The 20,380-nt window shown below is 66.7% G+C and carries 20 protein-coding genes; 11 read left to right on the forward strand and 9 right to left on the reverse strand.

The genetic code is table 11. The features are described 5' to 3' along the window. Positions 1-42: 42 nt before the first annotated feature. The 3 genes from pnp to BLV92_RS13230 all read right to left on the reverse strand — a co-directional run bounded on the left by pnp (position 43) and on the right by BLV92_RS13230 (position 4,210). A complete protein-coding gene (gene pnp / locus BLV92_RS13220) occupies positions 43-2,178 on the reverse strand; it encodes a polyribonucleotide nucleotidyltransferase (RefSeq protein ID WP_090545561.1) in 2,136 nt (711 codons plus the stop codon). 330 nt (positions 2,179-2,508) lie between these two features. Further along, positions 2,509-2,778, reverse strand: coding sequence for a 30S ribosomal protein S15 (rpsO, locus tag BLV92_RS13225; protein WP_090545565.1), 270 nt, complete (start codon positions 2,776-2,778; stop codon positions 2,509-2,511). A 187-nt stretch (positions 2,779-2,965) separates the two neighbouring features. Next, on the reverse strand, positions 2,966-4,210 hold the full coding sequence (locus BLV92_RS13230; protein WP_373681884.1) for a branched-chain amino acid ABC transporter substrate-binding protein: 1,245 nt from the start codon (positions 4,208-4,210) through the stop codon (positions 2,966-2,968). A 204-nt stretch (positions 4,211-4,414) separates the two neighbouring features. Here BLV92_RS13230 and BLV92_RS13235 point away from each other — a divergent pair, with 204 nt between their 5' ends. After that, entirely contained in the window at positions 4,415-4,966 is a 552-nt protein-coding gene (locus tag BLV92_RS13235; protein ID WP_243843996.1) for a hypothetical protein, read from the forward strand. A 127-nt stretch (positions 4,967-5,093) separates the two neighbouring features. On the opposite strand, the gene BLV92_RS13240 is transcribed toward BLV92_RS13235, so the two are convergent. The 6 genes from BLV92_RS13240 to BLV92_RS13265 all read right to left on the reverse strand — a co-directional run bounded on the left by BLV92_RS13240 (position 5,094) and on the right by BLV92_RS13265 (position 12,257). Beyond that, positions 5,094-6,638: a 2-isopropylmalate synthase gene (locus tag BLV92_RS13240; protein WP_090545569.1), complete on the reverse strand. Its 1,545-nt coding sequence runs from the start codon at positions 6,636-6,638 to the stop codon at positions 5,094-5,096. A gap of 397 nt (positions 6,639-7,035) precedes the next feature. Then, on the reverse strand, positions 7,036-7,914 hold the full coding sequence (pssA, locus tag BLV92_RS13245; RefSeq protein WP_090545571.1) for a CDP-diacylglycerol--serine O-phosphatidyltransferase: 879 nt from the start codon (positions 7,912-7,914) through the stop codon (positions 7,036-7,038). Positions 7,915-7,927: 13 nt separating this feature from the next. Continuing rightward, complete coding sequence (locus BLV92_RS13250; RefSeq protein WP_090545573.1) at positions 7,928-8,581, reverse strand: phosphatidylserine decarboxylase; 654 nt, start codon at positions 8,579-8,581, stop codon at positions 7,928-7,930. Positions 8,582-8,732: 151 nt separating this feature from the next. After that, positions 8,733-9,749, reverse strand: a complete 1,017-nt coding sequence (gene ilvC, locus BLV92_RS13255) for a ketol-acid reductoisomerase (RefSeq protein ID WP_090545575.1) — start codon at positions 9,747-9,749, stop codon at positions 8,733-8,735. Between the two features lie 122 nt (positions 9,750-9,871). Continuing rightward, complete coding sequence (ilvN, locus tag BLV92_RS13260) at positions 9,872-10,363, reverse strand: acetolactate synthase small subunit (RefSeq protein ID WP_090545577.1); 492 nt, start codon at positions 10,361-10,363, stop codon at positions 9,872-9,874. A 106-nt stretch (positions 10,364-10,469) separates the two neighbouring features. Next, positions 10,470-12,257: an acetolactate synthase 3 catalytic subunit gene (locus BLV92_RS13265; protein ID WP_090547050.1), complete on the reverse strand. Its 1,788-nt coding sequence runs from the start codon at positions 12,255-12,257 to the stop codon at positions 10,470-10,472. Positions 12,258-12,610: 353 nt separating this feature from the next. Between BLV92_RS13265 and BLV92_RS13270 the strand changes: the two genes are divergently transcribed. The 10 genes from BLV92_RS13270 (at position 12,611) to BLV92_RS13315 (ending at position 20,369) form a co-directional block, all read left to right on the forward strand. Further along, a complete protein-coding gene (locus BLV92_RS13270; RefSeq protein ID WP_090545579.1) occupies positions 12,611-13,174 on the forward strand; it encodes an RNA polymerase sigma factor in 564 nt (187 codons plus the stop codon). Next, positions 13,171-13,605 (forward strand): DUF3619 family protein, encoded by a 435-nt coding sequence (locus tag BLV92_RS13275; RefSeq protein ID WP_090545581.1) that lies wholly within the window; start codon positions 13,171-13,173, stop codon positions 13,603-13,605. The genes BLV92_RS13270 and BLV92_RS13275 overlap by 4 nt, the downstream gene beginning before the upstream one ends. Before the next feature lie 15 nt (positions 13,606-13,620). Continuing rightward, the gene (locus BLV92_RS13280; protein WP_090545583.1) at positions 13,621-14,364 is read left to right on the forward strand and encodes a DUF3106 domain-containing protein; all 744 of its coding nucleotides are present in this window, start codon (positions 13,621-13,623) and stop codon (positions 14,362-14,364) included. 98 nt (positions 14,365-14,462) lie between these two features. Beyond that, positions 14,463-14,981 (forward strand): RDD family protein, encoded by a 519-nt coding sequence (locus BLV92_RS13285; RefSeq protein WP_090545585.1) that lies wholly within the window; start codon positions 14,463-14,465, stop codon positions 14,979-14,981. A 214-nt stretch (positions 14,982-15,195) separates the two neighbouring features. Then, positions 15,196-16,137, forward strand: coding sequence for a UDP-2,3-diacylglucosamine diphosphatase (locus BLV92_RS13290; protein ID WP_090545587.1), 942 nt, complete (start codon positions 15,196-15,198; stop codon positions 16,135-16,137). A 97-nt stretch (positions 16,138-16,234) separates the two neighbouring features. Next, on the forward strand, positions 16,235-17,266 hold the full coding sequence (locus tag BLV92_RS13295) for a glycosyltransferase family 4 protein (RefSeq protein WP_090545589.1): 1,032 nt from the start codon (positions 16,235-16,237) through the stop codon (positions 17,264-17,266). Positions 17,267-17,404: 138 nt separating this feature from the next. Then, entirely contained in the window at positions 17,405-18,001 is a 597-nt protein-coding gene (locus BLV92_RS13300) for a diacylglycerol kinase (protein WP_244283792.1), read from the forward strand. Positions 18,002-18,183: 182 nt separating this feature from the next. Beyond that, a complete protein-coding gene (locus BLV92_RS13305) occupies positions 18,184-18,948 on the forward strand; it encodes a TetR/AcrR family transcriptional regulator (protein WP_090545593.1) in 765 nt (254 codons plus the stop codon). Beyond that, the gene (locus BLV92_RS13310; RefSeq protein WP_090545596.1) at positions 18,945-19,529 is read left to right on the forward strand and encodes an LOG family protein; all 585 of its coding nucleotides are present in this window, start codon (positions 18,945-18,947) and stop codon (positions 19,527-19,529) included. Before BLV92_RS13305 ends, BLV92_RS13310 begins: the two co-directional genes overlap by 4 nt. Before the next feature lie 93 nt (positions 19,530-19,622). Continuing rightward, on the forward strand, positions 19,623-20,369 hold the full coding sequence (locus BLV92_RS13315; protein WP_090545598.1) for an SDR family oxidoreductase: 747 nt from the start codon (positions 19,623-19,625) through the stop codon (positions 20,367-20,369). The last annotated feature ends 11 nt before the right edge of the window (positions 20,370-20,380 follow it).

A 20,380-nucleotide genomic window follows, 5' to 3' on the forward strand; every position in this document is an offset into this window, starting at 1 on the left:
CCGGCGCGCCTGCGGCGCTGCCGGCCGTTGCTGCTTACCGCATTACTGCTGCGGCTCGCCGTTCGAGGTCGCCTCGTTCAGCAGCGCCTTCGCGGACAGGCGCACGCGGCCCTTTTCGTCCGTCTGGATCACCTTGACCTTCACCTGCTGGCCTTCCTTCAGATAGTCGTTGATGTCCTTGATGCGCTCGTTCGCGATCTCGGAGATGTGCAGCAGACCATCCTTGCCCGGCAGCAGGTTCACGATCGCGCCGAAATCCAGCAGCTTGAGAATCGTGCCTTCGTACACCTGACCCACTTCGACTTCGGCGGTGATGTTCTCGATACGCTTCTTCGCCTCGGCCATCCCTTCGCTCGACGTGCTCGCGATCGTCACGACGCCGTCGTCCGAAATGTCGATCGTCGTGCCGGTCTCTTCGGTCAGCGCGCGGATCACCGAACCACCCTTGCCGATCACGTCGCGGATCTTCTCCGGATTGATCTTGACGGTGATCATGCGCGGCGCGAACTCCGACAGTTCCGTGTTCGTGCCCGGCACCGCGCTCGTCATCTTGCCGAGGATGTGCATGCGGCCTTCCTTCGCCTGCGCGAGCGCGACCTGCATGATTTCCTTCGTGATGCCCTGGATCTTGATGTCCATCTGCAGCGCCGTGACGCCGTCGGCCGTGCCCGCGACCTTGAAGTCCATGTCGCCGAGGTGGTCCTCGTCGCCGAGGATGTCGGTCAACACCGCGAACTTGTTGCCTTCGAGGATCAGGCCCATCGCGATGCCCGCGACGTGCGCCTTCATCGGCACGCCGGCGTCCATCAGCGCGAGGCAGCCGCCGCACACCGACGCCATCGACGACGAACCGTTCGACTCGGTGATTTCCGACACGACGCGGATCGAGTAGCCGAATTCGTCGGCGCTCGGCAGGCACGCGACCAGCGCGCGCTTCGCGAGACGGCCGTGGCCGATTTCACGACGCTTCGGCGAGCCGACGCGGCCCGTTTCGCCGGTCGCGAACGGGGGCATGTTGTAGTGGAGCATGAAGCGGTCGCGGTACTCGCCTTCGAGCGCGTCGATGATCTGCTCGTCGCCCTTCGTGCCGAGCGTCGCGACGACCAGCGCCTGCGTCTCGCCGCGCGTGAAGAGCGCCGAGCCGTGCGTGCGCGGCAGCACGCCGGTGCGGATCTCGATCGGGCGCACCGTGCGCGTGTCGCGGCCGTCGATGCGCGGCTCGCCGTTCAGGATCTGCGAACGGACGATCTTCGCTTCGAGGTCGAACAGGATGTTGCCGACGGTCGCCTTGTCGGCCGCCGCGCTGCCCGTTGCCGCCGCTTCGGCTTCGAGCTTCGCGGACGTCGCCGCGTACACTTCCTTCAGCTTCGTCGAACGCTGCTGCTTGTCGCGCAGTTGATACGCGGCGAGCAGTTCGTTCTGCGCGATGTCGGTCACGCGCGCGATCAGCGCCTCGTTCTTCGGCGCCGGCTGCCAGTCCCACTCCGGCTTGCCGCCTTCGCGCACCAGTTCATGGATCGCGTCGATCGCGACCTGCATCTGCTCGTGGCCGAACACGACCGCGCCGAGCATCACGTCTTCCGGCAGCTGGTCGGCTTCCGACTCGACCATCAGCACCGCGCGCTCCGTGCCCGCGACGACGAGGTCGAGGCGCGAAGCCTTGATCTGCGAGCGGGTCGGGTTCAGCACGTACTCGCTGTTGATGTAGGCCACGCGAGCCGCGCCGACCGGGCCGTTGAACGGCAGACCCGAGATGGCCAGCGCCGCCGACGCGCCGATCAGCGCGGGGATGTCGGCCGGGATTTCCGGGTTGATCGACAGCACGTGCACGACGACCTGCACTTCGTTGTAGAAGCCTTCCGGGAACAGCGGACGCAGCGGACGGTCGATGAGGCGCGAGATCAGCGTCTCGCCTTCGGACGGACGGCCTTCGCGACGGAAGAAGCCACCGGGGATCTTGCCGGCCGAATAGGTCTTTTCGATGTAGTCGACGGTCAGCGGAAAGAAGTCCTGGCCCGGCTTCGCCGTTTTCGCGCCGACGACGGTCGCGAGCACGACGGTGTCCTCGACGTCGACCAGCACGGCGCCGCCCGCCTGACGGGCGATCTCACCGGTTTCGAGGCGCACGTTGTGCTGGCCCCACTTGAATTCCTTCACCACTTTATTGAACATGGTCATGGTCACTCCTTACCTTACTCATTGCATTGTTATGTCGCGCGTCCGGTTGCGCTGCGAAGCGCCCCGGACGACGCGGCAAGTCCCGGACCGGGGCCGCGCGGATAGAGGAGTGTTATGCCATTCCAGCGGATCGCACGGACGCGCGGCGAACGCTGCGGCGCGTCCGTGCGATCCGCTGGAATGACACAAAGCTCTGCCCTCGAAGCCCCGACCGTGCTTGTACTGCGTGCTGCTTGCCGGGCGGCGCGCGTCGCACGAAGCGCGCCGTTCAAAAACAAAATGCCTGTATCAGCGGAACTGACACAGGCATCTTTCTGAAAGACCTGCCGGTTACTTGCGCAGACCCAGCTTTTCGATCAGTGCGCGATAACGGTCAGCGTCCTTGCCCTTCAGGTAGTCGAGCAGCTTGCGACGACGGCTCACCATGCGCAGCAGGCCGCGGCGGCTGTGGTGGTCCTTCCCGTGGGCCTTGAAGTGAACGGTCAGTTCGTTGATGCGGGACGTGAGCAGCGCCACCTGGACTTCGGGGGAACCCGTGTCATTGGTGCCACGCGCGAATTGCGCGACGACGTCGGACTTCTTGATATCTGCTACGGACATTTGAGTTTCCTTTAAAACAAACGGGCGGTCACGGAAGAAAGGCCGTGCCGTGGGGTTACAACGAGTCGCGTATTGTAGCACAGTCGATTGGGGCCGCGAACCGGGTGGGATGGGCGCGTCGCAGGGGCCGGTCAGACTCCTTTCGGCAACGCCCGTACCTCGCGGCACGACGGTTCGACAGCCCCAGTTACGGCCGCTTCATCCGGCACACCGTCGCCGGCGCGGTGCGTTCCGCCGGCAGCGCTAGCACCGTGCGGAATCCGTAGCCGGAACCCTCGTTGTCGAACCGCACGCGAGGCGTACCCGCCTTGTCCATCTGCATCACGTACAGCGGCTGGATCACCTGATGATCGTCCGCGCGCATCTGCATCGGATGGAAGCCGTTGTCGAAGCGCATCCCCTCCAGCGCCCGCGCAACGGCGTCCGGCTGCGCGCTGCCCGCCTTCGCGATCGCCTGCGCGAGCATCTCGACGAGCATTTCCATCCGCAGCACCGGATAGTCGTCGCGCGCTTCGGGAAAGCGCGCGCGATACGCCGCGTACCATGCGTCCGACGCCGCGCCGCCCGCGTTCGGGTGCCAGTCGGCAACCGCGTACACGCGCTTCACGCCCGCCTCGCCGAGCGCGGCCGGCGCGCCGAGGCTGTTGCCGTAGAACGTGTAGAACTTCGTGTCGAGCCCCTGCTCGCGCGCGGCCTTCACGAGCAGCGTCAGGTCGCTGCCCCAGTTGCCGGTGATCACCGCGTCGGCGCCCGCCGCGCGGATCTTCGCGAGGTACGGCGCGAAATCCTTCACGCGGCCGATCGGGTGGAATTCGTCGCCGACCACCGCGATGTCAGGCCGTTTCGCCGCGAGCGCCCCGCGCGCGAGCGCGCTGACGTCGTGGCCGAAGCTGTAATCCTGGTTCAGCAGATAGACCTTCTTCACCGACGGATCGGCGGCGATCACGTCCGCGAGCGCGTCCATCCGCATCCCGGCGTGCGCGTCGAAGCGGAAGTGCCAGAAGCTGCAGCCCGCGTTGGTCAGCGCCGGATCGTCGGCCGAATAGTTCAGGAACAGTTCGCGGTTGTCCGGCTCGCGCGCGTTCTGCCGGTCGATCGCGGTGACGAGCGCCGCCGCGACCGCCGAACTGTTGCCTTGCAGCACGAAGCCGATCCGGCGATCGGCGGCCGCGCGCAGTTGCACGAGCGCCGCCTCGGTGCTGCCCTTGCTGTCGAGCACGACCAGTTCCAGCGGATGACGGCCGTCCGGCAGCGCGACGCCGCCGCGCGCGTTGACCCGCTCGACGCCGAAGCGCAGGTTCCGCTCGACCGCCGCGCCGGCGTCCGCGAACGGCCCGGACATCCCTTCGATCAGCGCGAGCCGGATCGGCGCGCCCGTTGCCTGCGCCGCACCGGCCGCGGCCCGCGCCGCACCGCCCGGCGCGGCGGCCATCGCCACGGCCGCCAGCAGCGCCGCCGCTCCCCTCTTCCATCGCGCGTACACCGTCCGCGTCCTCCGCAATTCGTTCGAAGCGCGGATCATAGGCCGCGACGCGGCGCGCGGGCAAGCGCCGCACGAGTGTTTTACGGGCTTGCGTGTCAAAATGGCGGCTCGACGAAAACGGCGCGCCCCGCCTCCGCGCCATCGGGAGACTTCATGCTGAACCGACTCACAGCCGCTTTCTCTGCACGCCTGTCGATCGCGCGCCGCACCGCGCGCGGCGCACTCGTCGCCTGCGCCGGCGCGCTCGCGCTCGCCGGCTGCGTGCAGCCGTGGCAGCAGTTCCAGGCCGGCGACGACGCGTCGTCGGTGATCGCTCGCTTCGGGCCGCCGCGCGAGGTGTACAACCTGCCGGACGGCGGCAAGCGGCTGATGTGGCCGACGCAGCCGCTCGGCGAGACGACCGTCGCCGCCGACATCGACGCGTCCGGCAAGGTCGTCAACGTGCGCCAGGTGCTGCAGCCGCTGGAGTTCTATCGTGCGGAGATCGGCAAGTGGACGCAAACCGACGTGCTGGTGAACTTCGGCCGCCCGGTCGAAACGTCGTATTTCCCGCTGATGAAAAAACAGGTGTGGACCTATCGCTATCAGGAGGACGGCGTCTGGTACATGCTGTACAGCTTCTACTTCGACAACGACGGCATCCTGCGGATGACGCAGAAGACGCCCGATCCGCTGCACGATCCGGATCGCCGCTCGCTGTTCTGATCCGACGCGCGGCGGCGCTCAAACAAAACCCCCGTGCTCTCGCGAGCATGGGGGTTTTTCATTGCAGCTACGGCTACGGCCGCGTCGCCCGACGAAGCGTCGGCACGACCCATGGCCGCCGCCGACGTTACGAACGCTGCGGGTTCAGCTTGTCCGTGCCCGAATACAGCTTGTTCAGCGCCGAGATGTAAGCCTTCGCCGATGCCGCGACGATGTCCGGATCGGTGCCGACGCCGTTCACGATGCGGCCGGCCTTCGACAGCCGCACCGTCACCTCGCCCTGCGCCTGCGTGCCGGTCGTGATCGCGTTCACCGAGTACAGCAGCAGTTCGGAGCCGCTGCCGACCTCGGTTTCGATCGCGTTCAGCGTCGCGTCGACCGGGCCGTTGCCCGCCGCCTCGCCGGTCACTTCGCCGCCGTCCACCGAGAACACGATGCGCGCGTGCGGACGCTCGCCGGTCTCCGAGTGCTGCGACAGCGACACGAACTTGTAGTGCTCCTTCTCCTGCGCTTCCGCCGACTCCTCGGTGACGATCGCGATGATGTCCTCGTCGAAGATTTCCGCCTTGCGGTCGGCCAGTTCCTTGAAGCGCGCGAACGCGTTGTTCAGTTCGGTCTCGCTGTCGAGCGAGATGCCGAGTTCCTGCAGACGCTGCTTGAACGCGTTGCGGCCCGACAGCTTGCCGAGCACGATCTTGTTCGCGGACCAGCCCACGTCTTCCGCGCGCATGATCTCGTAGGTGTCGCGCGCCTTCAGCACGCCGTCCTGGTGGATGCCGGACGCATGCGCGAACGCATTCGCGCCGACCACCGCCTTGTTCGGCTGCACGACGAAGCCGGTGATCTGCGACACGAGCTTCGACGCCGGCACGATCTGCGTCGTGTCGATGCCGAGGTCGAGGCCGAAATAGTCCTTGCGCGTGCGCACCGCCATCACGATTTCTTCGAGCGACGTGTTGCCCGCACGCTCGCCGAGACCGTTGATCGTACATTCGACCTGGCGCGCGCCGCCGATCTGCACGCCGGCGAGCGAGTTCGCGACCGCCATCCCGAGGTCGTTATGGCAGTGCACGGAGAACACCGCCTTGTCCGAGTTCGGGATGCGCTCGCGCAGCGTCTTCACGAGGTTGCCGTACAGTTCCGGCACGCCGTAGCCGACCGTGTCCGCGATGTTGATCGTCGTCGCGCCTTCGGCGATCACCGCTTCGAGCACGCGGCACAGGAAGTCCATGTCCGAGCGGCTGCCGTCTTCCGGCGAAAACTCGACGTCGTTCGTGAACTTGCGCGCGAAGCGCACCGCGAGCTTCGCCTGCTCGAACACCTGGTCCGGCGTCATCCGCAGCTTCTTTTCCATGTGCAGCGGCGACGTCGCGATGAACGTGTGGATGCGGAAGTGGTCCGCCGGCTTCAGCGCGTCGGCCGCGCGCTGGATGTCCTTGTCGTTCGCGCGCGCAAGCGAGCAAACCGTGCTGTCCTTGATGATCGAAGCGATCGTGTTGATCGCGTCGAAGTCGCCGTTCGAGCTGGCCGCGAAGCCGGCCTCGATCACGTCGACCTTCATCCGCTCCAGTTGTTTTGCGATGCGGATTTTTTCTTCCTTCGTCATCGACGCGCCGGGCGACTGCTCGCCGTCACGCAACGTCGTGTCGAAAATGATCAGCTTGTCTGCCATGTCGGATCTCCAGGGGGACTCGTTCAGATTGTAGATACGGAATTCGGGTGTTCGCGCCACCGTTGGCGACGCTGGAACAACGAACGAGGCAGACGGAGGGCGAGACGGGTCAGCGCGGCAGGCGCGCTAGCGCTAGCACGCGTAGCGGCGCGCCGGCTTGCAGGGAAAGGAGGGGGAACGTGAAAGTTGCCATGCCGGCGACTATAGCCGGATTCCGCCGATAGTGCAATCGGAGGCGGCCCGGGGCGGCGGGCCGGCGCGACGTGATGCATTCGGTGGCGCGACAGCCCGATGACGGCGGTGAAACGGGACAGGCAAGCAGAAAAAACGGCAAGACGGCCGCGGCATCGGCGCCCGCGCGGCGGGACAACCGATCCACGCACCGCCCCGCCGCGAATTACCTTTCGCGCGGCAACGAACGCGCCGGATTCCCGCGCCCGCGCATCGCCTGGTACGCCCAGAACACGTAGCCGGACAGCCCGTACAGCACGAACAGCCCGAACAGCATCAGCGGCGGATCGGACGACACCAGCACGAACGCGACGACCACCAGCAGCGTCGCCGCGAACGGCACCCGATGGCGCACGTCGAGCGCCTTGCCGCTATAGAACGGCGCGTTCGACACCATCGTGACGCCCGCGTAGATCGTCAGCACGAACGCGACCCACGGCAGCCACACGAGCTTCACCGGCACGCGGTTGTCGGTCGCGAGCCAGACGAAACCGGCGATCAGCGCGGCCGCGGCCGGGCTCGGCATCCCCTGGAAAAACCGCTTGTCGACGACGCCGATGTTCGTGTTGAAGCGCGCGAGCCGCAGCGCCGCGCCCGAGCAGTAGACGAACGCCGCGAGCCAGCCCCAGCGGCCGAGATCCTTCAGCACCCACTCGTAGATCACGAGCGCCGGCGCAACGCCGAACGACACCATGTCCGACAGGCTGTCGAACTGCTCGCCGAACGCGCTTTGCGTATGGGTCATCCGCGCGACGCGGCCGTCCATTCCGTCGAGCACCATCGCGACGAAGATCGCAATTGCCGCGATCTCGAAGCGCACGTTCATCGCCTGCACGACCGCGAAGAAGCCGCAGAACAGCGCGGCGGTCGTGAACGCGTTCGGCAGCAGGTAGATGCCGCGTTTCTTAAGGAACTGCTGACGCGCCGCGCGGCGGCCGGCGTCCACCGCGACCGGCGCGTCCTGCACGGACTTGTTGCGACGGAACGGCCGCGGCAACGGTGCGCCGGCGGGGTTGCGGGGACGACGCGATTTGAATCCGGCCATCGGGACACGCTCCTTATGCCGTTTGCGTTTGCAGTTCAGCGAGGATCGTCGAGGAAGCGGACACCTTCTCGCCGATCGACACGCGCGGCCGGCTGCCGACCGGCAGATACACGTCAACGCGCGAGCCGAAGCGGATGAAGCCGTAACGCTGGCCGCGCGACACCGGCTCGCCGGCGCGCACGTAACACAGGATGCGGCGCGCGATGAGGCCGGCGATCTGCACCGACGTGACGACGGTGCCGTCCGCCAGCGTGATGACGACCGCGTTGCGCTCGTTCTCGGTCGACGCCTTGTCGACCGCCGCGTTCAGGTACGCGCCCGGGAAATACTCGACCTTCGACACCGCGCCGTCGACCGGCGAGCGTTGCGAATGCACGTTGAACACGTTCATGAACACGCTGATCTTCAGCGCCTCGCGGTTCGCATACGGATCGTGCGCGGTCTCGACCGCGACGATGCGCCCGTCGGCCGGGCACAGCACCGCGTTCGCCTGGGTCGGGATCGGCCGCGGCGGGTCGCGGAAGAACTGCACGACGAAGATCAGGATGAGCCAGAACGGCCACGCAAGCCCGAATCCCGCGACGGCGTGAATCAGCAAGGCCACGACGGCCGCGATCGCGATGAACGGCCAGCCTTCGCGCGCGATGATCGGATGAGGATAATTCATGGTGGCTTCGCTATTCTTGTAAAACCGTAGGATAGCAAAAGCCGCCCAGGGTTCATCACGCCTGGGCGGCCTTTGTCCGATGTATCGACAAGCCCCTGCGGCGCCGCGCGGCGGCACGAAGCCGCGCGCGGACCGCGACGGGTGCGTCGGCTTAGTTCTTCGACTGGTCGACGAGCTTGTTCTTCGCGATCCACGGCATCATCGCGCGCAGCTTCGCACCGACCGTCTCGATCTGGTGCTCGGCCGTCAGGCGGCGGCGCGACTGCAGCGTCGGCGCGCCGGCCTTGTTCTCCAGAATGAAGCTCTTCGCGTATTCGCCGGTCTGGATGTCCTTCAGCACGTCCTTCATCACCTTCTTCGTTTCGTCGGTGATGATGCGCGGACCCGTCACGTACTCGCCGTACTCGGCGTTGTTCGAGATCGAGTAGTTCATGTTCGCGATGCCGCCTTCGTAGATCAGGTCGACGATCAGCTTCAGTTCGTGCAGGCACTCGAAGTACGCCATTTCCGGCGCGTAACCCGCTTCGACCAGCGTTTCGAAACCGGCCTTGATCAGGTCGACGGTGCCGCCGCACAGCACGGCCTGCTCTCCGAACAGGTCGGTTTCGGTTTCTTCACGGAAGTTCGTTTCGATGATGCCCGCACGGCCGCCGCCGTTCGCCGCCGCGTACGACAGCGCGATGTCGCGCGCCGCGCCCGACTTGTCCTGCGCAACCGCGATCAGGTGCGGCACGCCGCCGCCCTGCGAGTACGTGCCGCGCACCGTGTGGCCCGGCGCCTTCGGCGCGATCATGATGACGTCGAGGTCCGCGCGCGGGATCACCTGGCCATAGTGCACGTTGAAGCCGTGCGCGAACGCGAGCGCCGCGCCGTTCTTGATGTTCGCGTGCACTTCCTTCGCGTACACGTCGGCGATCTGCTCGTCCGGCAGCAGCATCATCACGACGTCGGCGTTCTTCACCGCTTCGGCGACTTCCTTGACCGGCAGGCCGGCGTTCTCGGCCTTGCTCCACGATGCGCCGCCCTTACGCAGGCCGACCGTCACGTTGACGCCGCTGTCCTTCAGGTTCAGCGCGTGCGCGTGGCCCTGCGAGCCGTAGCCGATGATCGTGACCTGCTTGCCTTTGATGAGGGAGAGGTCGGCGTCCTTGTCGTAGAAAACTTTCATGTCTATTCCTTCGCGTGTATTCAAAGATTCGGTACTGCTTGTCCGTTTGCTGCGCCCGACGCGGGCGCGTCGCGCCGCGTCGGGAGAAAGTCCGGTGATTTGCCGGCGATCGACGCCGGGCGTTACACCTTCAGGATGCGCTCGCCGCGCCCGATCCCCGAACTGCCCGTGCGGACGGTTTCGAGAATCGCGGTGGCGTCGAGCGCCTCGATGAACGCGTCGAGCTTGTCGCTCGCACCCGTCAGTTCGATCGTGTAGGTTTTTTCGGTGACGTCGATGATGTGGCCGCGGAAGATGTCCGCCATCCGCTTCATCTCCTCCCTTTCCTTGCCGACCGCCCTTACCTTGATCAGCATCAGCTCGCGCTCGGTGTGGGCGCCCTCGGTCAGGTCCACCACTTTCACCACCTCGATCAGGCGGTTCAGATGCTTCGTGATCTGTTCGATCACGTCGTCGGAGCCGATGGTAACGATGGTCATGCGCGACAGCGAACGGTCTTCGGTCGGCGCCACCGTCAAGGTTTCGATGTTGTAGCCGCGTGCGGAAAAGAGCCCGACCACGCGCGACAGCGCGCCCGGCTCGTTTTCCAGCAGAACGGAAATGATGTGCTTCATGATGTTTCCCGCGATTTATCCAGAGTGAGCATGGCGACCGCGCCGCCTCGCGAACCCGCGCGCCCTTCGTGAAGGCGCACGTCGCGCGAAGCGCGTCGCGGCGCCGTTACAGGTCTTCCGAGCCGAGCAGCATCTCGGTGATGCCCTTGCCGGCCTGAACCATCGGCCAGACGTTTTCGGTCGGGTCGGTCTGGAAATCGAGGAACACCGTGCGGTCCTTCAGTCGCAGCGCTTCCTTCAGCGCGGGTTCGACGTCAGCGGTCTTTTCGATGCGCATGCCGACGTGGCCGTACGCCTCCGCGAGCTTCACGAAGTCGGGCAGCGCGTCCATGTACGAATGCGAATAACGCTTGCTGTATTCGATCTGCTGCCACTGGCGGACCATGCCGAGATAGCGGTTGTTCAGCGAGATGATCTTGACCGGCGTGTCGTACTGCTTGCAGGTCGACAGCTCCTGAATGCACATCTGGATCGAGCCTTCGCCGGTGATGCAGACGACGTCGTCGTCCGGGTGCGCCATCTTCACGCCCATCGCCGCCGGCAGGCCGAAGCCCATCGTGCCGAGGCCGCCGGAATTGATCCAGCGGCGCGGCTGGTTGAAGCGGTAGAACTGCGCGGCCCACATCTGATGCTGGCCGACGTCCGAGCACACGTAAGCGTTGCCGCCCGTCAGCTCCCACAGCTTCTCGACCACGTATTGCGGCTTGATGATCTCGGAGCCGCGGTCGAACTTCAGGCAGTTCTTCTCGCGCCAGCCTTCGATGTCGTTCCACCATGCGGCGAGCGCGTCGGTGTCCGGGCCATGCTCCGCGTGCTGCAACTGCTCGATCAGTTCCTTCAGCACTTCCTTCACGTCGCCGACGATCGGAATGTCGACCTTCACTCGCTTGGAAATCGAAGACGGATCGATGTCGATGTGGATGATCTTGCGCGGACGCGATGCGAAGTGCTCGGGGTCGCCGATCACGCGGTCGTCGAAGCGCGCGCCGATCGCGATCAGCACGTCGCAGTGCTGCATCGCCATGTTCGCTTCGTAGGTGCCGTGCATGCCGAGCATGCCGAGGAACTTGCGGTCGCTCGCGCGATAACCGCCGAGGCCCATCAGCGTGTTCGTCACCGGATAACCGAGCAGGTCCGCGAACTGGTTCAGCTCGCGCGCCGCGTCGGCGAGGATGATGCCGCCGCCGGTGTAGATGTACGGGCGCTTCGCCGACAGCAGCAGCGACACCGCCTTGCGGATCTGGCCGGAGTGGCCCTTCGTGACCGGGTTGTACGAACGCAGCGAAACGTGCTTGATCGGCTCGTACGCGCACGGCGTCTTCGACACGTCCTTCGGAATGTCGATCAGCACCGGGCCGGGACGGCCGGTGCGCGCGATGTAGAACGCCTTCTTGACGGTGGCCGCGAGGTCGCGCACGTCCTTCACGAGGAAGTTGTGCTTCACGCACGGACGCGTGATGCCGACCGTGTCGCACTCCTGGAACGCATCCTGGCCGATCGCGGCGGTAGGCACCTGGCCGCTGATCACGACCATCGGGATCGAGTCCATGTATGCGGTCGCGATGCCGGTCACCGCGTTGGTGACGCCAGGGCCGGAGGTCACGAGGCACACGCCGACGTTGCCGGTCGAGCGCGCATACGCGTCCGCCGCGTGGACCGCGGCCTGCTCGTGACGCACCAGCACGTGCTGGATCTTGTCCTGCTTGTAAAGCTCGTCGTAAATGTAGAGTACCGAGCCGCCGGGATAACCCCAGATGAATTCGACCTGTTCGTCGGCAAGCGCCTTCATCAGCACCGTGGCGCCGATGGAGCGGTTGGCAGAGCCGGTATCAGTATCGGAATCGCTGGAAGCGGGGGGAACCGACGTGGAGAATTCCGCGCTGGGCATGTTCATCATTCACCTTTCGAATTTTCGGCAAAAAATTGATCGGGTGCTCTCTGCCGGGCTTGTGGCTCGGGTTCAAGCGGCGCGTCCAGTTGACAGGCGGGCTTCTTGGGCCGCGCCTCAATTGAGACAGTCACTTTATGTTGCGAACCGCCGACAATAGCGGTTCCGGGCCAAACGGTCAAGTCGGACGTGTCCGACAAACGGGTGCCGGGCAGGCCGAAACGCCGGGTGCGCCATGACCGGAACGGCGCGCGGCCGTCGCCCGCTACCCTGGTTGCGCAAAAATTTGCTAGCATCCGCGAGTTTTACGACATTTTTCGAACGATTACGCGTACGCTGGCTGCGGCGCCCTGCACCGGATGGCATCAGACAAGGAACTCTCCGACTTCCTCGCGGGCGTCGAGAGACGCGCGTTCAAGCAGACGGTCTACGCCGTGAGGGACGACGACGCCTCGCTCGACATCGTGCAGGACGCGATGATCAAGCTCGCCGAAAAATACGGAGACCGCCCCGCCGCCGAGTTGCCGCTTTTGTTTCAGCGTATTCTCCAGAATACGATGCACGACTTCTTCCGCAGGCAGAAGGTGCGCAACACGTGGGTCAGCCTGTTCTCGTCGCTCGGCGGCGCCGACGACGACGAATTCGACCCGCTCGAAACGTTCGAGGCCGAACAGGGCACGGCCGGCTCGGAGAGCAGCGAGCAGCAGCTCGAACGCGAGCAGGTGCTGAATCTGATCGACGCGGAAATCCAGAAATTACCGGCACGTCAACGGGAGGCGTTTCTGATGCGTTACTGGGAAGATATGGATGTCGCCGAGACTGCCGCCGCGATGGGCTGCTCCGAAGGCAGCGTGAAAACGCACTGCTCCCGGGCCACTCACACGCTTGCCCAGGCGCTCAAGGCTAAAGGAATCACGCTATGAGCACCGCTCTCGAAACCAACGAAAAAGAGTTCGTGCGGGAACTGCGACGCGCGCTCGACGAGAGCGCCGCCAGCCTCCCCGCTCCCGCCAGGGATCGCCTCGCCGCCGCACGCCACGCCGCGCTCGCCCGTAAAAAGGCCGAGCCGCAGTTCGTGCGCGTCGCCGCGCCGTCGTTCGCCGCCGCGGGCATGCCGGGCGGCATCGGCATGGCGCCCGACCTGCCGCGCCGCCGCCGCGCGCGGCTTGCGCGGTTCGCGCTGGCATGGCCGCTCGCCGCGCTGGTCGCAGGCCTTTTCGCGATCGCGTACGTCGAAGACCAGCAGCGCACCGCCGAACTGGCCGACATCGACGCAGCGATGCTGAGCGACGACCTCCCGCTCACCGCGTACCTCGATCACGGTTTCAACGCCTATCTTTCGCGCGCGCACTGACCGGAGGCCTGTGGGGTGAGTTACAAGCGCGGCCTCGCCGTCGTCATCGGATGTGTGGTCGCGGCGGCGGTGTCGCTCGCGGCCACGTGGCCGCGCTTTCATCCCGCCGCTCCGGCCGGCGCGATCGTCAGCGCCGGCATTCCCGCAAAAGCGCCGCCCGGCCCCTCCATCGTTGCCGACTTCGGCCCGCTGCCGAACCGCGACAATCCGCTGTCGTGGGCGCGCCTGACCGATTCGCAGCGCGCGGCGCTCGCGCCGTTCGCGACCGAGTGGGACCAGTTCAGCGACCAGCGCCGGCGCAAATGGCTGCGGATCGCGTCGCGCTATCCGAAGATGTCGGCCGACGCGCAGAAGCGCCTGCACGAGCGGATGACGGAATGGGTGCTGATGACGCCCGAGCAGCGGCGCGTCGCGCGCGAGAACTATCAGGTGTCGAAGGACCTGCCCGCGCAGGCGCGCAAGAAGGCGTGGACCGCGTACCAGCAGCTGTCCGACGAACAGAAGGCGCGGCTCGCCGCGAGCGAGCGCCGTCGGCGGCCCACCGTCGTCAGCGTGCCGCCGACCGGCAAGAGCGAGATGCGCGACATCGACCGCCTCGTCAACGAACGCGAACGCGCGGCCGCGCAGCATGCGCCGGGCGGCGCATCGACGCCGAACGCGGCCGCCAGCACGCCGGCGACCGGCAGCGTCGCCCCTGCGACGCCCGCGCCCGTCACGCCGATCCTGCTGCCCGACTCGCCGACCTACAAGGGTTCGTGAAGCAGGGTTCGTAAAACAGCGCTCGTCAGGCCGGCTTCCGCGGACGCGTTAGCAGGTATCCTTGCGGACGTGTCCGTCCTTCGTCCACCGCCCGGCCCGTGACCGAATCCGAACCCGTCCCTCCCGCCGAACCCGCCGCGCCGCAGCCCGCCACGATCCGCCGCCGGCTCGCGGCGTTCGTCTACGAAAGCGTGCTGCTGTTCGGCGTCGTGTTCGTCGCCGGTCTCGTGTTCAGCATCGCGATGCAGCAGCGCAACGGCCTCGCGCATCACAACCTGATGACCGCGTGGATCGCCGTCGTCGTCGGCGTGTATTTCGTCGGCCTGTGGCATCGCGGCGGCCAGACGCTGCCGATGAAAACCTGGCGGCTGCGCGTCGTCGGACCGCGCGGCAGTCCGCCGTCGATCGGCCGCGCGACGCTCCGCTACGTCGCCGCGTGGCTGTGGTTCCTGCCGCCGCTCGCGCTGCATCCGCTGCTGAACCTGCCGCTGCCGCAGACGCTCGCGGCAACGGCCGTCTGGTTCGCGCTATGGGCCGCGAGCGCGTCGCTCGGCCGCGAGCGGCAGTTCCCGCACGACCGGATCGCCGGCACCCGCGTGGTCGTCGTGCCGCGCTGACATCAACGCGTCACCCGGCGTCGCGGCGACAAACCGCACGCCGCGCGGCCCGCGCCGCACGCGCGGCCATCCGCATCCGGCCGCCTCGCGCACAGCGCCGACGCGGCCGCGCACGCGAACCCGCGGCGCAGTAACAAGACTTTCTCGTGACTGTCACGGCGTCGTCACGCCCCCATGGCGGAATGCGCGTATTGCAACCCGCCGCGTGAGCCACATGGCCTCGAAGACGTCCGCGACCTCCCTCTTCCGGCAAACGACCGGCCCGGGCACCGATCCCGTCGGGTTTCATCCCGGTCCGAACCTCTCTTCGCTGACGCCGCCGCTCGACACCGATTCGCCTTCCCCCGCCCCCCAGGACGACGACCACCCCGCCCCGCACCGCTACCGCACGATCTGGCTGTCCGACATCCATCTCGGCTCCAGCGGCTGCCAGGCGAACTACCTGCTCGACTTCCTGCGCCACAACGAATCCGAGTACCTGTACCTCGTCGGCGACATCATCGACGGCTGGCAGTTGAAGAAAGGCTGGTACTGGCCGCAGGCGCACAACGACGTCGTGCAGAAGATCCTGCGCAAGGCGCGCAAGGGCACCCAGGTGGTGTACATCCCGGGCAATCACGACGAGGCCGCGCGGCAGTTCTGCAATCTCGCGTTCGGCGACATCCACGTGCGCGAGGAAGCGTTCCACACGACGCTCGCCGGCAAGCGCCTGTGGGTCGTGCACGGCGACCTGTTCGACGGCGTGATCCAGCACGCGAAGTGGCTCGCGTACCTCGGCGACTCCGCGTACACGCTGATCCTCGTGCTGAACCGCTGGTTCAACCGCATCCGCAGCCGGCTCGGCTTCCAGTACTGGTCGCTGTCGCAGTACCTGAAGCATCAGGTGAAGAACGCCGTGAACTTCATCTCGTCGTTCGAGCGCGTGATGACCGACGAAGCGCGCCGCCGCGGCTGCGACGGCGTCGTCTGCGGGCATATCCACAAGGCCGAGATCCGCGACATCGACGGCCTCATGTACTGCAACGACGGCGACTGGGTCGAAAGCCTGTCCGCGCTCGTCGAGACTTTCGAAGGCGAACTGCGCGTCGTGTACTGGACGGTCATGCAGTCGCCGCAGGTCCAGGGCGCGACGCGCAAGGCGCGCGTCAGCGCATGAGCGACGGCGGCCCGCGCCGCCGCCTCCACGAGCCGCGGCAACGCGGCTGCAACGCGGTCGGGACGACCGTACCGACCGACCAGAGGGCCGAGCACCGATGAAAGTAATGATCGTGACCGATGCATGGGAGCCGCAGGTCAACGGCGTAGTGCGCACGCTCAAGAACACGACGCGCGAGCTGACCGCGCTCGGCCATCAGGTCGATCTGCTGACGCCGCTCGAATTCCGCACGATGCCGTGCCCGACGTATCCGGAGATCCGGCTGTCGCTGTTTCCGAAGCGTCATCTGCGCCGGCGCATCGACGAATTCGCGCCCGACGCGCTGCACATCGCGACCGAAGGCCCGCTCGGGCTCGCCGCGCGCGCCTATGCGCTGCAGCACGGGCTGCCGTTCACGACCGCGTATCACACGCGTTTTCCGGAGTACGTCGAGGCGCGTTTCGGCATCCCGCTCGCGGCGACCTACCGGTTCCTGCACTGGTTCCACAAGCGCTCGCTCGCGGTGATGGCGCCGACGCCGGTCGTAAAGACCGACCTCGAAAAATTCGGCTTCACGAACGTCGTGCTGTGGACCCGCGGCGTCGATCTCGACATCTTCGAGCCGATGGACTCGAAGGTGCTGAACACCGCCCGGCCGATCTTCCTGTACGTCGGCCGCGTCGCGGTCGAGAAGAACGTCGAGGCGTTCCTCAAACTCGACCTGCCGGGCTCCAAGTGGGTCGCCGGCGAAGGCCCGGCGCTCGCCGAACTGAAGTCGCGTTATCCGCAGGTCAACTATCTCGGCGTGCTGAGCCAGCCCGAACTCGCGAAGGTCTATGCGGCCGCCGACGTGTTCGTGTTCCCGAGCCGCACCGACACCTTCGGCCTCGTGCTGCTCGAAGCCCTCGCGTGCGGCACGCCGGTCGCCGCGTACCCGGTCACCGGCCCGGTCGACGTGCTCGCCGACGGCGGCGCGGGCGCGATGAACGAGGACCTGCGCGAAGCGTGTCTGGAGGCGCTGAAGATCGACCGCGCGACCGCGCGCGCCTGGGCCGAGCGCTACTCGTGGCGCGCGGCGTCCGAGCAGTTCGCGTCGCATCTGAAGCCGCGCGCGCATCATCCGCTGCAGGAATCCAGCGCGGCCGCGTGACCCCGTCAGGCCCGACGGACGCCCGCAATGCACCGGCCCTCGCCGATCCGCCCCGCCGACCGCGCCGCCCCGCCGGTCGGCGCCTCGAAACCGGACGCCGTGCCGGCGTGCGATACTGAACGGCTACCGCGTACAGCCATGCCGCATCGTTCACCTTCCCCGTCCCAGGCCGCCCGCTCCGCCGCCGTGCCGAAGCCATCCATCGCGCATCCGTCCGCGCCACGCGTGGCGCACGCCGATCCGGACGAGCACGCCGAGTACGACGAACACGCCGAGCCGGCCCACGCGCACGAGCCGCTCGGCCCCGACGATCCGCTCGCGCCGCTGCCGTTCAACCCGTACAAGGGCAATCGCGGGCTCACGCGCGCATGGCACGCGCTGAAGAATTCGCTCGCGGGTTTTCGCACCGCGATCCGCGAGGAAAGCGCGTTTCGCCAGGAGCTGACGCTCGCGGCGATCCTGCTGCCCATCGGCATCCTCGTGCCGGTCGAGCCGGTCGCGCGCGTGCTGCTGCTCGGCTCGGTGCTGCTCGTGCTGATCGTCGAGCTGCTCAATTCGAGCGTCGAGGCCGCGATCGACCGCATCTCGCTCGAACGCCACGAGCTGTCGCGACGCGCGAAGGACTTCGGCAGCGCGGCGGTGATGATCGCGCTGCTCGTCTGCGTGATGACGTGGCTGCTGATCCTCGTGCCGGCGTTCGGGCCGCCGCTGCTGCACTGGCTGCGCTCGCAGTAGCGGTAAGCGCCGCCGAAGTCCCGAAACAGGCGGGCGCGCGGCCCGCAGCGGCAGCGTTCCACGCGAACGCGCGGTTTATAATCGAACGACAGTCAAAAAAGACCAACCGCGTCCGGGCAGTCAACGCGAAGCAGCACGCTGCCGCTCTCGCGCGCGGCCCGGCACTTTCAGGGCCGGACGACATGGAAGCCAAACCTCCCCGCCGCACACGCGAACGGATCCTCGAACTGTCGTTGAAGCTGTTCAACGAGATCGGCGAGCCCAACGTCACGACCACGACGATCGCCGAGGAAATGGAAATCAGTCCAGGCAACCTGTACTACCACTTCCGCAACAAAGACGACATTATCAACAGCATCTTCAGCCAGTTCGAGCAGGAGATCAGCAAGCGGCTGCGCTTTCCGGACGACCATCGCGCGACGATCGACGAGATGTGGTCGTATCTGCAATACATGATCGACTTCACGTGGCGCTACCGCTTCCTGTATCGCGACCTGAACGACCTGCTCGCGCGCAACCGCACGCTGGAGATGCACTTCAAGCAGATCATCAGCCACAAGGTGCATTTCGCGCAGCAGTTCTGCGAGCAACTGGTCGAGGACGGCCAGATGGTCGCGACGCCCGACGAGATCCGCGTGATCGCGACGAACATCGGCGTGATCGCCACCTACTGGCTGTCGTACCAGTTCGTGATGAACCCGCGCAAGTACAACGAGCAGGAAGCAATCCGCACGGAACTGCATCAGGTGAGCGTGCAGATCGTGTCGGTGATGGCGCCGTTCCTGCGCGACCGCTCGCGCGAGCTGTTCGACGACCTCGTGTCGGGCAAGCGGCCGTTGCGGGAGTTCTACGATTACCTGCCGCCGCGCGACGGCGCCGGCGGCGCGACCAACCCAACCGGCGACGCGCCCGCGCGCGGCGCCGCCACGAAGGATATTCGCGAATGAAAGCTGTCTGTGTGTACTGCGGCTCGTCGATGGGCGCGAGTCCCGTTTATGCGGAAGCCGCGAAGGCGTTCGGCCGCGCGCTCGTCGCCGCGAACCTCGGGCTCGTGTACGGCGGCGGCAAGGTCGGCCTGATGGGCGTGATCGCCGACGAAGTAATGGCCGCCGGCGGCCGCGCGATCGGCGTGATCCCCGAGCTGCTGGTCGACAAGGAAGTCGGCCACAACGGGCTGTCGGAGCTGCACGTCGTGCCCGACATGCACCACCGCAAGAAGATGATGGCCGACCTGTCCGACGCGTTCGTCGCGCTGCCCGGCGGCGCGGGCACCCTCGAAGAGCTGTTCGAGGTGTACACGTGGGCGCAGCTTGGCTATCACCACAAGCCGGTCGCGGTGCTGAACATCGACGGCTTCTACGATCCGCTGATTTCGCTGCTCACGCACACGGTCAGCGAGGGTTTCATGCGTCAGACCTACTTCGACCTGCTGCAGATCGACACCGACCCGGCGAAGCTGATCGGCAAGCTGCAAAGCTACCGGCCGCCCGCGAAGGACAAGTGGTCGGAAATGCGCGACTCGGTCTGAGCGACCCGGTCTGAGGCGGTCCGCATCGAATCGTCCGGCGCGCGGGGCGCGTCTTCCATTCGTCCGTTCCACGTTCTCCTGAAGGGAATTCCGATGAGCAAGGTTGTCCTGATCACCGGCGCGAGCCGCGGCATCGGCCGCGCGACCGCGCGGCTGCTCGGCGCGCGCGGCTGGACCGTCGGCGTCAATTACCAGCACAACGAGCCGGCCGCCGACGAGACCGCCGCCGAAGTGGGCCGCGCCGGCGGCCGCGCGCGCGTGCTGCGCGGCGACGTCGCGAACGAGGCTGACGTGATCGCGATGTTCGATGCGCTCGAAAGCGCGTACGGGCGCATCGACGCGCTCGTCAACAACGCGGGGATCGTCGCGCCGTCGATGGCGATCGCCGACATGAGCGCGGAACGGCTGAAGCGGATGTTCGACGTGAACGTGTACGGCGCGTTCCTGTGCGCGCGCGAGGCGGCGCGGCGGATGTCGAAGGACCGCGGCGGCGACGGCGGCTCGATCGTCAACGTGTCGTCGGCGGCCGCGCGGCTCGGCTCGCCGAACGAATACGTCGATTACGCGAGTTCGAAAGGCGCGATCGACACGATGACGATCGGGCTCGCGAAGGAACTCGGCCCGCAGGGCATCCGCGTGAACGCGGTGCGGCCCGGCCTCATCGACACCGAGATCCATGCGAGCGGCGGCCGGCCCGAACGCGCGGCGGTGCTCGGCGCGCAGACGCCGCTCGGCCGGCCCGGCGCGGCCGACGAAGTCGCGGAAGCGATCGTCTGGCTGTTGAGCGACGCGGCGTCGTACGTGGCCGGCGCGCTCATCGACGTGAGCGGCGGCCGCTAGGCACGCCCGCC

The organism is Paraburkholderia caballeronis (assembly GCF_900104845.1).
In the GTDB taxonomy this organism is placed as follows: domain Bacteria; phylum Pseudomonadota; class Gammaproteobacteria; order Burkholderiales; family Burkholderiaceae; genus Paraburkholderia; species Paraburkholderia caballeronis.